Annotated in this window: 11 protein-coding genes and 1 pseudogene; 9 read left to right on the plus strand and 3 right to left on the minus strand. The window is 57.7% G+C overall.

Translation table 11 applies throughout. The annotated features are described in order from the left end of the window. Window positions 1-91 precede the first annotated feature (91 nt). The 6 genes and pseudogenes from H6G07_RS14010 (at window position 92) to pstB (ending at window position 5,767) form a co-directional block, all read left to right on the plus strand. Window positions 92-961: a DMT family transporter gene (locus H6G07_RS14010; RefSeq protein ID WP_073608772.1), complete on the plus strand. Its 870-nt coding sequence runs from the start codon at window positions 92-94 to the stop codon at window positions 959-961. 31 nt (window positions 962-992) lie between these two features. Continuing rightward, window positions 993-1,319 (plus strand): annotated as a pseudogene (locus H6G07_RS14015) (arsenic resistance protein); the annotation flags it as partial. Window positions 1,320-1,903: 584 nt separating this feature from the next. Next, window positions 1,904-2,950, plus strand: a complete 1,047-nt coding sequence (locus tag H6G07_RS14020) for a PstS family phosphate ABC transporter substrate-binding protein (protein WP_073608773.1) — start codon at window positions 1,904-1,906, stop codon at window positions 2,948-2,950. 105 nt (window positions 2,951-3,055) lie between these two features. Next, window positions 3,056-3,991, plus strand: a complete 936-nt coding sequence (gene pstC / locus H6G07_RS14025) for a phosphate ABC transporter permease subunit PstC (RefSeq protein ID WP_073608774.1) — start codon at window positions 3,056-3,058, stop codon at window positions 3,989-3,991. Next, entirely contained in the window at window positions 3,988-4,920 is a 933-nt protein-coding gene (gene pstA / locus H6G07_RS14030) for a phosphate ABC transporter permease PstA (RefSeq protein ID WP_073608775.1), read from the plus strand. The genes pstC and pstA overlap by 4 nt, the downstream gene beginning before the upstream one ends. Before the next feature lie 40 nt (window positions 4,921-4,960). Next, complete coding sequence (gene pstB / locus H6G07_RS14035) at window positions 4,961-5,767, plus strand: phosphate ABC transporter ATP-binding protein PstB (RefSeq protein WP_073608776.1); 807 nt, start codon at window positions 4,961-4,963, stop codon at window positions 5,765-5,767. Between the two features lie 104 nt (window positions 5,768-5,871). Here pstB and speA read toward each other — a convergent pair whose 3' ends face one another. Further along, entirely contained in the window at window positions 5,872-7,788 is a 1,917-nt protein-coding gene (gene speA / locus H6G07_RS14040; protein WP_242026795.1) for a biosynthetic arginine decarboxylase, read from the minus strand. A 532-nt stretch (window positions 7,789-8,320) separates the two neighbouring features. On the opposite strand from speA, the gene secA reads away from it, so the two are divergent. Continuing rightward, window positions 8,321-11,110, plus strand: coding sequence for a preprotein translocase subunit SecA (secA, locus tag H6G07_RS14045; RefSeq protein WP_073608778.1), 2,790 nt, complete (start codon window positions 8,321-8,323; stop codon window positions 11,108-11,110). 316 nt (window positions 11,111-11,426) lie between these two features. Here secA and psaC read toward each other — a convergent pair whose 3' ends face one another. Both psaC and H6G07_RS14055 read right to left on the minus strand, forming a co-directional pair. Beyond that, window positions 11,427-11,672, minus strand: a complete 246-nt coding sequence (psaC, locus tag H6G07_RS14050) for a photosystem I iron-sulfur center protein PsaC (RefSeq protein WP_006515950.1) — start codon at window positions 11,670-11,672, stop codon at window positions 11,427-11,429. A gap of 254 nt (window positions 11,673-11,926) precedes the next feature. Beyond that, window positions 11,927-12,643, minus strand: a complete 717-nt coding sequence (locus H6G07_RS14055; protein WP_242026777.1) for an aspartate/glutamate racemase family protein — start codon at window positions 12,641-12,643, stop codon at window positions 11,927-11,929. A gap of 143 nt (window positions 12,644-12,786) precedes the next feature. On the opposite strand from H6G07_RS14055, the gene H6G07_RS14060 reads away from it, so the two are divergent. Further along, window positions 12,787-13,146 (plus strand): rhodanese-like domain-containing protein, encoded by a 360-nt coding sequence (locus tag H6G07_RS14060; RefSeq protein WP_073608779.1) that lies wholly within the window; start codon window positions 12,787-12,789, stop codon window positions 13,144-13,146. 21 nt (window positions 13,147-13,167) lie between these two features. Beyond that, window positions 13,168-14,880, plus strand: coding sequence for an NACHT domain-containing protein (locus H6G07_RS14065; RefSeq protein ID WP_073608780.1), 1,713 nt, complete (start codon window positions 13,168-13,170; stop codon window positions 14,878-14,880). Window positions 14,881-14,931: the final 51 nt, after the last annotated feature.

Genomic DNA, 14,931 nt, shown 5'->3' on the forward strand with positions numbered 1-14,931 from the left:
TCTTATTGCCTAAAGCTATGCCTAACCATATCGACCAAATATATGAAAACTCTAACGGCTTCCTACGTTACATCTCTGCTGAGGTTCGCCCATGGCCCGTGCTACATCTGCCCTGCTTCAGGTACATGCGTCAGTGTTTTTGTTTGGGCTGGCGGGGTTGTTTGGCAAGTTTTTGGCGCTGCCCGCCACGGTGATTGTGCTAGGACGGACTGGGTTTGCCGCGTTGGCCTTGGGGTTGGCACTCGCCTTGGAGCAGCGGTCGGCTCGCCTGGGCACCGGCAAAGATGGGGTGGGGATGGTCCTGCTGGGGGCGCTGCTGGCCTTTCACTGGGTAAGCTTTTTTCTCAGCATTCAGCTAGCGACGGTAGCAGTGGGGCTGCTAACATTTTCGAGCTTTCCGGTGTTTGTGACGGTGCTAGAGCCGCTGCTGTTTAAGACGACCTGGCGCTGGCGAGATGGGGCGATCGCGGCTTTAGTCGTGCTCGGCGTTGCCCTGGTAATTCCTGAATACCGGCTGGGATCGGCGACGACCCTGGGAGCAGTTTGGGGACTGCTGTCAGGGCTGTCGTTCGCGCTGCTGCAATTGCTCAATAAAGGCTACCGGCAGCGCTACTCGGCAGTGGCGATCGCGTTTTATCAAAACCTGTTTGCCTGCCTCAGCCTGCTGGTGGTCACGCCGGTTCCGAGTCTGTCTCTCACCCCTGAAGAAGTGGGGCTACTGCTGGTGCTGGGGGTGCTATGTACGGCTCTGGCCCACACCTTATTTATCGAAAGCTTGGCGGTGCTGCGTACCCAAACCGCCAGCGTGATCAGCAGCTTAGAGACGGTTTATGGCATTGCCCTGGCGGCACTGCTGCTGGGCGAACGGCCCAACCTCCGTACCCTGGTGGGCGGGGCGGTTGTGTTAGGTACGACGCTCTGGGCGAGCTGGCCCGATCAATCGTCGTCAGAATCGGGCTAACCCAGGCCGCAAAACGGTGAATGAACTCTCGCTAATTGCGGTGCCCTTGTTCATTCAAACCAACTTTATTTTTCTGATCACCTACGTGGCCGGGCAAAAGCTGGGGTTGGCCTACGAAGATGCGGCCCCGGCGGCGCTGATTGGGGCGAGTAACCACTTTGAGGTGGCGATCGCCACGGCAGTCACCCTCTTTGGCCTCAACTCCGGGGCGGCCCTCGCCACCGTCGTGGGGGTGCTGATCGAGGTGCCCGTCATGCTCATGCTGGTGGAATTTTGCAAGCGCACCGCCTTCTGGTTTCCCCGCCATCCCGAGACAGCCACCCTGCGGGATCCGCGCTGCATTCAGCCTAGCGAATAGTTGCCCCTGCGAGTCTGGTTAGAAGACTTCCTGGGGAGTTGCAAGCTCACAGGGGGGCCTCCACCACTCATAGACGGTTCTCTAAACCACCGGCTTAAGCATAGGCATGAGGCCACCCACAACGGCCCTTTCTAGTCAAGCCCAGCAAGCTTTTCACCAATCGGGCGGCCATCTCCGGACACTTTCTTAACCTCAGATTAATCTATAAAAAATCTTTTATTAATGTTCGCTTGACCTTCTCTTGAAGCAGATACCTGATTATTATACCGGGCATCAAATGCACGTTGGCGAATGGTGCATTTGATTATATCTAAAACAGCTAAAGGTTATTTACAGTAATCTAAACGCGGTTACCAAGCCCATTTCATCTATAGATAAAGGTTGCCTTTTGCGGCATCCCATCGGTGATACAGTGTCAACAGACCCCCTTGAAAACGCACATCTTGTCTATCACAAAGCCCATTGGTGCGTTTGACAATTAGACCTTAAAAGCAATTGACAAAGGTTCTAACTATCTGGGTCAATGTAGCTGAAAATTTGCCGAATAAGTTCGTTAACGCGTTGGATTTGGAGTGAGAAGAATCATGGTTTTGAGTAAGAAAGTTTTGCGTGTAGGCTACTCCTCCGCATTGGTAGCAATGATGGCCAGTCTGGCCGCTTGCGGCGGTGGCTCTCAAACCGCAACTCCCGACGCTGGCACCACCGAAACCGCTGCTGGCTCTGAGCTATCGGGAACTGTTTTGGTAGACGGTTCCAGCACCGTTTTCCCCATCTCTGAAGCCATGGCTGAGGAATTTGGCACAGCTAACCCCGGCGTAGCGGTCACCGTTGGCGTATCGGGTACCGGCGGTGGCTTTAAGAAGTTTTGCGCGGGCGAAACCGACATTACTGGCGCGTCTCGCCCCATCAGTCAGGAAGAAATTGACCTCTGTGCTCAGGCCGGCATTGAGTATATCGAGCTGCCCATTGCTCTTGATGGTCTCACGGTGGTGGTCAACCCCGAGAATGATTTTGCGGAATGTCTCACTACTGACGAACTGCTAACCATATGGGAACCCGAGGCCCAGGACAATATCACTAACTGGAACCAGGTTCGCGCTGACTTCCCCGATGCGCCCCTCGGCCTCTATGGTGCAGGCACCGACTCGGGTACCTACGACTTCTTCATGGAAGCGATCGGTGCCGATGGCGAGAGCCGGGGCGACTACACCGCCAGCGAAGACGACAACGTGATTGTGCAGGGTGTCAGTAGCGACACCAACGGCCTTGGCTTCTTTGGTCTGGCCTATTTCATCGAAAACCAAGATAAGTTGAAGGCTGTGGCTATCGACAGCGGCAACGGCACTTGTGTAGAGCCCAGCGCTGAAACCGTTGCCGACGGCACCTACGTGCCCCTCTCTCGACCCGAGTTTATCTACGTCAAGCTAGATAAGGCAGATGACCCTGCTGTGGCAGCCTTTGTCAACTTCTACATCTCCCCCGACAATGCAGGCTTGGTAGATGAAGTTGGCTACGTCAGCGTACCCTCAGAGATCAATACCAAGGTCATTTCTCGCTTCGAGAACAAGACCACTGGCACCGTGTTTGAAGGCGGCTCCCCCATCGGCGTTAAGCTGGACGAAGTGCTCTAGGCCGATCGCTTAAACGCCCTCTGGCTCAGCCTTTTCTGAGGTTTAGCCGATCGAGTTCCTGGGGGCCAGCGTTGACTGGCCCCTTATTTTTTAGAGTTCTGTATCATGACGACAAACTCTTTGCCGCCCGAGCCAAACAACCTCTGGCAACCCAACCGAGGGCTCAACAAATGGGTCGAACGTGCCTTTATCTGGCTATTTGGCCTGTTTGCCCTGATCTCCGTCGCTACCACCTTCGGCATTGTCCTCTCACTGCTGTTTGAGACCGTAGAGTTCTTCAAAGACGTTCCCCTGTGGAACTTCTTCACCGATCGACAGTGGACTCCTCTGTTTTCGAACCCGCAGTTCGGCATCATGGTGCTGCTGAGCGCCACATTTTTAACCTCGCTGATTGCCTTACTTGTAGCGGTGCCCCTGGGCCTGCTCTCGGCCATCTACCTCAGCGAATATGCCTCCCCTAAACTGCGCAAGTGGCTCAAGCCCGCCCTAGAGATTTTGGCAGGGGTGCCCACGGTGGTCTACGGCTACTTCGCGTTGCTCCTGGTTACGCCCTTTCTCCAGACGTTTATCCCTCAGCTGGGCGGGTTCAATGCACTGAGTGCAGGCATCGTCATGGGCATTGCCATTACGCCGCTGATTGCCTCCCTGAGCGAAGACGCCATCTATGCTGTGCCCAGCGCTCTTCGGGATGGCTCCTACGCATTAGGTCTCACCAAGCGAGAGACGATTTTTGGTGTGGTGCTGCCCGCCGCCCTTTCGGGCATTGTGGCCTCGGTGATTTTGGCCGTTTCTCGGGCCGTAGGCGAAACCATGATTGTTGCTCTAGCGGCGGGGCAAAACCCTCGCCTGGGGCTCAACCCCTTTGTGCCGGTCATGACCATGACCGCCTACATTGTGCAGGTCAGCCTGGGCGACACCCCAGCGGGCTCGATCGCCTTCAAATCCATCTTTGCGGTGGGGATGACGCTGTTTTTGCTCACCCTGATATTCAACATCATTAGCTTCTGGTTTGTGCGCAAGTTTCGGGAGACCTACGAATGACGCCCCTATCGTCTCAAACAAAACCTCTCGATGCCGGTTGGGATATTGAACAGAAACAGGTTCTCCATGCCCTAGGCCGCCGCCAGGGTATTGATCAGGGGTTTTCGTGGCTTGCCCTCTCAGCCGTCATTTTTTCGCTGTTTGTACTGGTGGTACTGCTCGCTGACGTACTCATTGACGGTGTACCGGTTCTGAGCTGGAATTTTCTCACCAGCTTCCCTTCTCGCAAAGCCGAGACAGCTGGGGTTGTATCGGCCTTGGTAGGCACCATTTGGGTCATGGTGCTGGTGGCGCTGGTTACTTTCCCGATTGGAGTCGGGGCCGGTATTTTTCTCGAAGAGTTTGTGCCCGATAGCTGGCTGGCTCGGGCAATTGAGATCAACATTTCTAACCTGGCTGGAGTCCCCTCCATCATCTACGGGTTGCTGGGTCTCCAGGTTTTTGTGCGCATTCTGTTTCCGATTACCCAAGGTCGCACGGTTTTAGCGGGGGCACTCACCCTGGCCCTGCTGGTGCTGCCCATCGTGATTATTGCCACTCGCGAAGCTCTGAGGGCTATTCCGGGAAGCCTACGGCAGGCGGGCTTTGCCCTAGGTGCTACTCGCTGGCAAGTGATTCGATCGCACATTTTCCCCCTGGCGCTGCCAGGTATTTTGACTGGGGTAATTTTGGCCCTGTCTCGGGCGATCGGCGAAACCGCCCCGCTGATTACCATTGGGGCGCTGACCTACATTCCCTTCCTGCCAGAGCTGTCGTTGAGGGGGTTACAGAGTCCGTTCACGGTGCTGCCCATTCAAATCTACAATTGGGTATCGAGGCCTCAGGCCGATTTCCATGCCCTGGCAGCGGGGGCCATCATCGTTCTAATGGTGATTTTGTTGCTGATGAATGCCACCGCTATCTATCTGCGGAATCGCTTTCAAAAGTAGGGTTAGCGCAAGTTTTTTAGTTGCAGCGTAGAGTAACGTCATGACTTCACAATCTGTCAGCCCAGTTGCTACTGAGGCTGCCTTGCGGGCTAAGAACGTCAGTGTGTACTACGGATCAACCCTAGCGGTACGGGATGTCAACCTTGACATTTTCAAGAACGAGATCACCGCTTTTATTGGGCCCTCGGGCTGTGGAAAGAGCACCCTTCTGCGCTGCTTCAACCGCACCAATGACCTCATTCCCGGAGCGCGGGTTGAGGGAAAGGCGATGTTCCACGGCACCGACCTATACGCCAAAGATATTGACCCGGTTTACGTGCGTCGCCGCATTGGCATGGTGTTTCAAAAACCCAACCCATTTACCAAATCCATTTACGAAAATATTGCCTTTGCCGCTCGCATCAACGGCTACAAAGGTGACATGGATGAGCTGGTGGAAAACTCGCTGCGTCGGGCCGCCCTGTGGGACGAAGTCAAAGATAAGCTCAAGCAAAGCGGCCTTTCTCTGTCGGGTGGGCAGCAGCAGCGCCTCTGCATAGCTCGGGCGATCGCCATTGAACCCGAAGTGATTTTGATGGATGAACCCTGCTCCGCCCTTGACCCGATCTCGACCCTTCAAATCGAAGAGCTGATGAAGGAGCTAGAGAGCCGCTACACCATCGTCATCGTCACCCACAACATGCAGCAGGCGTCGCGGATTTCTGACAAAACAGCATTCTTTAATGCCGAAGCTACCGAGTCTGGCAACAAAGTCGGCTACCTGGTGGAATACGGGGATACTGAGAAAATTTTCAATGACCCTAGCGAACAGGCGACCCAAGACTATGTGTCAGGCCGATTTGGTTAGTTAATTGAGGCGGTTTCAGGTTTTACTAAGAGCCTGCGGGATTGAAATTTGGAATCCGGGTGCGCCATTGTCCCTCGTGACGCACCCGGACTTTTTAGTTGCAGCTAGGTCAAGTAAGTGTACTGACTGAGGCTGCGCTCGTAGTGCTGAATCAACAGCTGCGACTCTTCTAGGGTGATGCGGCTATCTTGCAGCGCCCGCTCCGATCGCTTGCGAATATTCTCAATCATGTCTTCGGCGTCGTACTGCACGTAGCCCAGCACCTCGGTCATGGTGTCGCCCTTGACCACCTGTTCCACTTGATAGCCCTTGGGGGTCATGTGAATATGGACGGCGTTGGTATCGCCAAATAGGTTGTGCAGGTTGCCCATAATCTCTTGATACGCCCCGCCGAGGAACATGCCCAGGTAATAGGGCTGGTCAAGCTTCAGCGGGTGCAGTTCCAAGACGTGCTTCACGTCGCGCAGGTCGATGAAGGTGGTGATTTTGCCGTCGCTGTCGCAGGTGAGGTCGGCCAGGGTGCCCCGGCAGCTCGGCTCTTCGTCGAGCCGGTGAATCGGCAAAATCGGGAACAGCTGCTCGATCGCCCATGTATCGGGCATCGACTGAAACACCGACAGGTTGATGTAGTAGATCGAGGCCAGGCTCTGGTGCAGCTCCTCAATGTCTTCGGGGATGTAGTCGGCATCGCTGACCACCGACAGCGCCTTGCGACAGCAGGCCCAAAACAGCCGCTCGGCCCGCGCTCGCGCCGACAGACTCAAATAGCCAAAGTTAAACAGGCTGATGGCTTCTTCTTTAAACTGCACCGCGTCGTTGTACAGCTCTTGCACGGTGTTGGGGGTGAGGTTTTGGTAAATCTCGTACAGCTCGCGCAAAATCACGTGGTCGTCGTCACCGGGTACCGTCGGCTCCTCGTGGGAAGGGGCATCGCTGCTGCCCAGCACGTCAAAAACGAGCACAGATTGATGGGACACCAGTGCCCGCCCGCTCTCGCTGACCAAGGTAGGAACGGCGATCCCTTTGATGCGGCAGGCCTCCTGCACTTCGGCCACTACGTCATTGGCGTAGTTTTGGGTGCTGTAGTTTTTAGACGCGTAGAAGGTGGTTTTAGAGCCGTCGTAGTCCACGGCCAGGCCACCACCCACGTCTAAGTAGCGCATGCCCGCGCCCAGCTCCGCCAGCTCGACGTAGATGCGGCTGGCCTCCCGCAGGGCTTCCTTGACTACGCTAATGGCCGAAATCTGCGAGCCAATGTGAAAGTGCAACAGCTGAAGGCAGTCGAGCATGTTGGCCTGGCGCAGGCGATCGACCACCGCGAGAATCTCGGGCACGGTGAGGCCAAACTTGGCGCGATCGCCCGCAGAGATCCCCCAGCGACCGCTGCCCTTAGTGCTGAGCTTGGCCCGCAGCCCGAGAACGGGGCGAATGTTGAGCCGCTGGCTGGCCTCGATGGCAATCTCTAGCTCATTCATCTGCTCGATAACGATGATCGGCTGCTGGCCGAGCCGCTGGCCCAGCATAGCGGTCTCGATGTAGTCCTTGTCTTTGTAGCCGTTGCAAATTAGCAATGCCCCCGGCGTGTCGAGGGTGGCCAAGGCGATCAGCAGCTCGGGTTTGGAGCCTGCTTCTAGGCCAAACTGGTAGGGCTTACCGTAGCGCACCACATCTTCGAGCAGCTGCCGCTGCTGGTTGCATTTGACCGGAAACACCCCCCGATAGACGCCCGAGTATTTGTAGCGGGCGATCGCCTTGGCAAAACAGGCATTGATGCGCTCAATCCGGTCTTCGAGAATATCCGAAAAGCGAATCAGCAGGGGCAGGTTGAGGTTGCGCTGCTTGATCGCTTCCACTAACTCCAACAGATCGAGGGAGCCACCGCGATCGCCCCTCGGCGACACAGTCAAATGGCCATCGGCATTGATCGAGAAGTAGGGCTCACCCCAGCTGTGAATGCGGTAGAGTTCCTCGCTGTCTTCAATCGTCCAGGGCGCGGTGACAGGTTCAGCGGATTGCAGCATATTCTCTAGGGTGGCCCGGTGCAGGCGAGGGGAGGGAGACAGGGAGGACGCCGAAGGCGGTTGCTGGGCCATATTCATAGATGCAGGATGCTCCGCTGGGTAGGTGCAAGGGGGCGGCGGCTGAAGGGTTTGCCAGTAAAAGGCGCGACCCAAATTGTAACAAAGAGCCATGCCGAAAGATTGTGGGAGCATGGGGGAATGGAGTTCTTAGTTTTGAAATTTTAGGGTTGAGTTAAGCTCCCTAAATTCAACATTCGACATTCAAAACTTTTCACTCCTTTGCAAGCCGCAGGTCAAAAGGCTAGGTCATTGCAAAGCCCAGGTTCAGGGGAGGGCGGCGATCGCAACCGACCCTACCCCCGACCAGCTCGCCCAACGGGCCAGGTGATAGGATAGATAAGTACTTTTAGCCTACTCCTTAAACTGCTTGGGCGTTTTCCCGACCAGTTTTAGGTGCGGAGATCGCCCCTTGTTAGGCAGTCTCTATTACGATTGACTAAGATGCAGTACCCTACGCTGATCGCCTGAATTCATGCTGAAGAACCTCCTCGGTGACCCCAACGCGCGCAAGCTCAAGAAGTATCGTCCCGATGTGGTCGAGATCAACCTGCTGGAGGAAGAGATTCAGCAGCTCTCCGGCGAAGCCCTAACGGCCAAAACCGCAGAGTTTAAGCAGCGTATAGAAAAGGGCGAGTCCTTAGACGATCTGCTGCCCGAAGCCTTTGCCGTCGTGCGCGAAGCCTCGAAGCGGGTGCTGGGCATGCGCCACTTCGACGTGCAGCTCATCGGTGGCATGGTGCTCCACGACGGCCAGATCGCCGAGATGAAAACCGGCGAAGGCAAAACCCTGGTGGCGACCCTGCCCTCGTACCTCAACGCGCTCTCCGGCAAGGGTGCCCATGTGGTCACCGTCAACGACTACCTGGCCCGCCGCGACGCCGAGTGGATGGGGCAGATTCATCGCTTTTTGGGCCTGAGCGTCGGGCTGATTCAGCAGGGCATGTCGCCCGCCGAGCGCAAGCACAACTACGGCTGCGACATCACCTACGGCACCAACAGCGAGTTCGGCTTTGACTACCTGCGCGACAACATGGCTACCGCCATGGAAGACGTGGTGCAGCGCCCCTTCAACTACTGCGTTATCGACGAGGTTGACTCTATTCTGGTGGATGAGGCTCGCACGCCGCTAATTATTTCGGGCCAGGTCGATCGCCCCGGCGAAAAGTACAACCGCGCTGCCGAAATCAGCCGCGAGCTTCTAGCCGAAGAGCACTACGAAGTCGATGAAAAAGCCCACAACGTGCTGCTCACCGACGAAGGCTTCATCAAAGCTGAAGAGCTGCTGGGTGTGCAAGATCTCTTCGACCCCAAAGACCCCTGGGCTCACTACATCTTCAACGCCATCAAGGCCAAGGAGTTGTTCGCTAAAGACGTCAAATACATCGTCCGCAACGACGAAGTCATCATTGTGGACGAATTTACCGGGCGGGTGATGCCCGGTCGTCGCTGGAGCGACGGTCTGCACCAGGCGATCGAGGCCAAAGAGCACGTCGAAATTCAGCCTGAAACCCAGACCCTAGCCAGCATTACCTATCAAAACTTCTTCTTGCTCTACCCCAAGCTGTCGGGCATGACCGGCACCGCCAAGACTGAAGAAGCTGAATTCGAGCGCATCTACAAGCTCGAAGTCACCATCATTCCCACCAACCGCACCGCCGCCCGCCGCGACCTCTCCGATGTGGTCTACAAAAACGAAGAGGCCAAGTGGAAGGCGGTGGCGGAAGAGTGCGCCGAAATGCACGAGGCCGGTCGCCCCGTACTCGTCGGCACCACCAGCGTCGAAAAATCGGAGGTGCTGTCAGCGCTGCTCAACGAGCGCGGCGTGCCCCACAACCTGCTCAACGCCAAACCCGAGAACGTGGAGCGGGAGTCTGAGATCGTCGCCCAAGCCGGGCGCAGCGGCGCAGTCACCATTGCCACAAACATGGCCGGGCGCGGCACCGACATCATCCTTGGCGGTAACGCCGACTACATGGCCCGCCTCAAGGTGCGCGAATACCTGATGCCCCGCATCGTCAAGCCCGAGGACGAAGATGAGTTTTCGGTGACGGCGGTACCGGGCACCAAGGGCCGCGCCCCCGCCCAAGGCTTTGCCCCCGGCAAAAAGGTCAAAACCTGGAAGGCCTCGCCCGACATCTTCCCCATCGAGCTATCAACCGCCACGATTGACGAACTTAAGGCCACCGTTGACTTTGCCGTGACCACCTACGGCGATCGCAGCCTCACCGAGCTGCAAGCCGAAGACAAGCTAGCCGTCGCCGCCGAAAAAGCCCCCACTGATGACCCGGTGATTCAAAAGCTGCGCGATGTGTACAACCGCATTCGCCATGAGTACGAAACCCTGACCAGCGCTGAGCACGACCTGGTGATTCAGCGGGGCGGCCTGCACGTGATTGGCACCGAGCGCCACGAGTCGCGCCGCATCGACAACCAGCTACGGGGCCGAGCCGGTCGTCAGGGCGACCCCGGCTCCACCAAGTTTTTCTTGAGTTTGCAAGACAACCTGCTGCGCATCTTTGGCGGCGATCGCGTTGCCGGTCTGATGAATGCCTTCCGGGTCGAAGAGGACATGCCGATTGAGTCGGGCATGCTGACGCGATCGCTGGAAGGGGCTCAAAAGAAAGTCGAAACCTACTACTACGACATCCGCAAGCAGGTGTTTGAGTACGACGAGGTGATGAACAACCAGCGGCGCGCCATCTACGCCGAACGCCGCCGGGTGCTCGAAGGCGACGAACTCAAGGAAATGGTGATCGGCTACGCCGAGCAGACCATGGATGACATCGTCAACGCCTATATCAACCCCGAGCTGCCCCCCGAAGAGTGGAAGCTGCCGGAAATGGTGGGCAAAGTGAAGGAGTTTGTCTACCTGCTCTCCGACCTCACTCCCGAACAGCTCGAAGACCTCTCCGTGGGCGAAATCCGCACCTTCCTCCACGAGCAGGCTCGCATTGCCTACGACATCAAAGAGGCCCAGGTTGACCAGGCCAAGCCGGGGCTGATGCGCGAGGCCGAGCGCTTCTTCATCCTTCAGCAGATCGACAGCCTCTGGCGCGACCACCTCCAGCAGATGGATGCCCTGCGGGAAACCGTGGGCCTGCGCGGCTACGGCCAAAAAGACCCGCTGATCGAGTACAAGAGCGAGGGCTACGAAGTCTTCCTCGACATGATGACGGGCATTCGCCGCAACGTAGTCTACACCCTCTTCCAGTTCCAGCCCCAGCCCCAGCCGCAGGTGAAGGCCTCCCAGCAGGTGGGGTAGATGGGTAGGTAAGTAGGCGGGTGGATGGGTCGGTGGGGCCTATCCACCATTGTTTTGCGCGCTGGGCCTTTGGCTAACTCAGTTTCCTGGCCCAGAGGTCTTTCCAAGAAAGTCAACTACGGTCAAAAATAGCGGGAACACCCTATCGATCGCCCCCCCGCTGTGGTGAACGCCGATCAGCAGTCGCCCTCTGGGCTATAGAACTGCTCCACCACTCCAGAAGAATGTGCCCTTGGCACCTATAGAAAACCCCTGGGGGAGTTAATCCCAGGGGCTGGAGCTTAATGACGATAACTATGGCTAGATAGCAGGGTGCCTAGTAGGCCAGACCCATGCTGCGGGTGGTTTCAGCACCCAGATAGACTCGAATGCTCAGAAAGTCGGTGGGGCAAGCGGTTTCACAGCGCTTGCAGCCCACGCAGTCTTCGGTGCGGGGAGAGGAGGCAATTTGCCCGGCCTTGCAGCCATCCCAGGGCACCATTTCTAGAACGTCAGTGGGGCAGGCGCGCACACACTGGGTGCAGCCAATACAGGTATCGTAAATTTTGACAGAATGGGACATTGAAACAAAACTCCAATGTGGGTCACGACTGGGTTTGACAGCTTGAGGAGGCCCTCAAAGGTAGGTCAAAACGGTCTATGCAGTAAGGGTTTCCTAATCTTTGACCAGTCTATAGCGAGAGATTTCAGCTCTCATCGTCACCCCCCACAAACCTTAACGGATCGTAATATGGGCAAGGGTTGTGGCTCACAAACAGGATCCCTAACGTTTCCTATGTCGAGCGTTGTCATAACTTCGCTCAGGAGGCCCGACGGCTACCGTATCGACCCGCCTGACGTTAGCTCAACAGCGGCTTCGGCGTGGATGCGGGTGGTGGGAAAGAGGGGCACCGCCGCCGTGGCATCGCCCACCAGTAACTCTAGCTCTGTACAGCCCAGTATCACTCCCTCAGCCCCGTTGTTGGCCAGTTGCTCACAGAGCGCGAGTACGGTCTGGCGGGAGGCAGGAGTGAACTGTCCTTGGCAAAGCTCGTCGTAAATAATCTGGTGAACGGCCTCGCGCCCGTTAGCATCGGGCACTAGCACCTCTAGGCCGTGCTGAATAAGGCGATCGCGGTAAAACCCCTCCTCCATGGTGAATCTAGTGCCGAGCAGGCCCACCCGCTGCATGCCCTGGGCCTTGACAGCAGTGGCGGTGACATCAGCGATGTGCAGCAAGGGAATCGAAATGCGGGCCTCGATCGCGTCAGCCACCCGGTGCATGGTGTTGGCGCAGATCAGCACCATGCTAGCTCCGGCCATTTGCAGCTTTTGGGCGGCTTCGACCAGAATGTCTGAAATCTCGGCCCAGTCACCCTGATGCTGAAGGGTGGCCAGATCGGCAAAATCGACTGAGAACATAATGATCTTGGCGGAGTGTAGACCGCCGCACCGCGCCCGCGTAGCCCGGTTGAGAATGCGGTAGTACTCTAGAGATGACTCCCAGCTCATGCCGCCAATCAGGCCAATGGTTTTCATCGGAGGATGGGTCATAGGGCCACGGGTGAAAGTTCGTGCTTACGGTACACCACCTTTCCGGAGTGATGGGTTAAGGTTGCGTAAATCTGCACAAGCCTGGCAGAGTTAAACGGATGGCCTCAGCCGCCGTTTTGACCATTGCCCCCTAAATTTGGCCTATGACCGTTCCTTCTGATGCTGCTCCCTACGCGCCCCTCAGCGTTGAGGCTCTGGCTCAGCGCCTGGCCGAGGCTGACGCTGCGGTGCAGCTAATCGACGTCCGCGAACCTGCTGAGCTAGAGCTGGCCAGCCTGCCCGGCTTTGCCAACCTGCCCCTGAGCGAGTTTGCTGAATGGTCGGAAACCATTCACAGCCGCTTTGAGCGCGATCGCGAAACCATTGTGCTCTGCCACCACGGCGTGCGATCGGCCCAGATGTGCGGCTGGCTGGCCCAACAGGGCTTCACCCAGCTCAAGAATGTGACTGGCGGCATTGACGCCTATGCCATGATGGTCGATCGCACCGTGCCCCGCTACTAGCCTGCTATTCGGGTTATCCCCATGGTGACGACTTTTCTGCGATCGCTGCTGCCTGGACAGCCTCCCACCGTGGCCAGCCTCAAGACCCTGGCCCAGGCGGTCAATGGGCAACTTGCGGCCCAGCGGGCAGGGCTGCCGCTGGTATCGCCGCGCCGCGATATTCCGATGAACTACCGGGTGTGGGGGCTGAAGTTTGGCAGCCAGGACAATGAAGTGCTGACTTCGGTGGAGGCGATCGCCGATCGGTTTCAGCGCGACGGCATCGACGGTCGCCTGCTGATTTTGGGTGAGGCGGGCGTCGGCAAAACCCACACCCTGCTAGCGGTGGGCGAACTACTGGCGAAGCGCAGCGGGCCGGTGCCGGTGCTGGTGGATGTCTCAGCCTGGACTGGGGAAACTATGCGCGAGTGGCTGATGGCCGCTCTGTGGCGCGATTACCGGGTAGCAAAATCCGACGCTCGCTATTGGATTGACAATGCCCAGCTCACGCTTTTGATCGATGGGTTTGACCACCTGCCCACCGCCCAAAAGCGCAGGTGCGCCGCTGCGATCGAAACCCTGCTGCGCAGCAACCCCAACCAAACCGCCCTGCTCTGCTGCCGTCGCCAGGTGCTCGAATCGTCGGGGTTAACCTTTGACCAGTTTAACGGCGGCATCAATATCATTCCCCTGGCGGCTCAGCAGGTCAAAGACTACGTGCTGGCCCAGAACCGGCCCGAGCTGTGGCCGGTGATCAAGGGCAGCAAGCTGCTTCAGCAGTTGGCCAGGCTGCCCCTGGTGTTAAACCTACTGGTGGCGATGCCCACCTTGGCGGTGCCCCCCCTGCGCAGTCGGGCCGACCTGGTACGGCGGTATCTGGATGAGGGGTTGGCTAAGGTAAAGGGCAATTCAGCTCAGCACCAAGCCGCCTTGGGATGGCTGGCCGAGCAGCTCAGCCAGCGTCCTCGCACCTTTTATTTAGATGACCTAGATCGGAGCTGGCTGCCCGAGCCACGCCAGTTGCTCTACCGGCTGCTGGTGGGAATAGCGATCGCCCTGATTATGGGACTGGTAGGGGGCAACCTACTGCTGGGGGTGGCCCTGGGGCTAATGGCCTCTCAGATTGATCTGGAGAGTTTTCCCTATGTGCGGCTGGGAGTGGCGATCGCCCCCCTGGGCCGCCTAATTTCCCTAGCGCTTACCTGCGGCGGACTAGCCCTGGTGCTGGGTCTCGGGTTGGGCAGTGGGGCCGCCCTGGCGCTGAGCCCCTTTGGCCGTGGGGTCATCGGGTTTGGTGGGGCTGGAGCCGTAGGTGCCGTACTGGGTTGGAGCCTAGGTCTAGTCGGGCTGCTCCAGGGCGGAGTGCCTGGGGCGGCTCAAATTCGACAAACTCCCAATCAAGATGTGACCCTGGCCCTGCGGAATACGGTGGTGCTGGTGGCGGTACTGGGCGCGATTTTGGGGCTACTGCTGGTGCTACCGGCCATGGTGAGCGGCCAGCCGCCGCTGATGCTGTTGCCCCTCAGCCGCCTGAGGCTGATCGTAGGGTGCCTGGTGATTCTCGCCCTGTGGTTGTCTTTTAGCTTGCAGCACGGTCTGGTGCGGCTGCTGTTGGGCGGAAAGCAAGGTCTGCCCCAGGCAGCGCGCCCCTGGCTTGAGACCATGGTGACGGCTGGGCTGCTGCGGCGCGTCGGCGGCGGCTACAGCTTTGGCCACGAAGAGCTGCGTCAGGCGATGGTCGAAGACCAGCCCTAGGGGCCAACGCACCGGAAAAAAAGAGAGCGATCGCTAACTCTGTTAGCTAGG

Origin of the sequence: Phormidium tenue FACHB-1052, assembly GCF_014696675.1 — a bacterium.
Lineage (GTDB): Bacteria > Cyanobacteriota > Cyanobacteriia > Phormidesmidales > Phormidesmidaceae > Nodosilinea > Nodosilinea tenuis_A.

Excerpts from the sequence above, each read along its gene's own strand:
- H6G07_RS14010 (WP_073608772.1), top strand. The coding sequence starts at position 92 with ATGGCCCGTGCTACATCTGCCCTGCTTCAGGTACATGCGTCAGTGTTT.
- H6G07_RS14020 (WP_073608773.1), top strand. The coding sequence starts at position 1,904 with ATGGTTTTGAGTAAGAAAGTTTTGCGTGTAGGCTACTCCTCCGCATTG.
- pstC (WP_073608774.1), top strand. The coding sequence starts at position 3,056 with ATGACGACAAACTCTTTGCCGCCCGAGCCAAACAACCTCTGGCAACCC.
- pstA (WP_073608775.1), top strand. The coding sequence starts at position 3,988 with ATGACGCCCCTATCGTCTCAAACAAAACCTCTCGATGCCGGTTGGGAT.
- pstB (WP_073608776.1), top strand. The coding sequence starts at position 4,961 with ATGACTTCACAATCTGTCAGCCCAGTTGCTACTGAGGCTGCCTTGCGG.
- speA (WP_242026795.1), bottom strand. The coding sequence starts at position 7,788 with ATGCTGCAATCCGCTGAACCTGTCACCGCGCCCTGGACGATTGAAGAC.
- secA (WP_073608778.1), top strand. The coding sequence starts at position 8,321 with ATGCTGAAGAACCTCCTCGGTGACCCCAACGCGCGCAAGCTCAAGAAG.
- psaC (WP_006515950.1), bottom strand. The coding sequence starts at position 11,672 with ATGTCCCATTCTGTCAAAATTTACGATACCTGTATTGGCTGCACCCAG.
- H6G07_RS14055 (WP_242026777.1), bottom strand. The coding sequence starts at position 12,643 with ATGACCCATCCTCCGATGAAAACCATTGGCCTGATTGGCGGCATGAGC.
- H6G07_RS14060 (WP_073608779.1), top strand. The coding sequence starts at position 12,787 with ATGACCGTTCCTTCTGATGCTGCTCCCTACGCGCCCCTCAGCGTTGAG.
- H6G07_RS14065 (WP_073608780.1), top strand. The coding sequence starts at position 13,168 with ATGGTGACGACTTTTCTGCGATCGCTGCTGCCTGGACAGCCTCCCACC.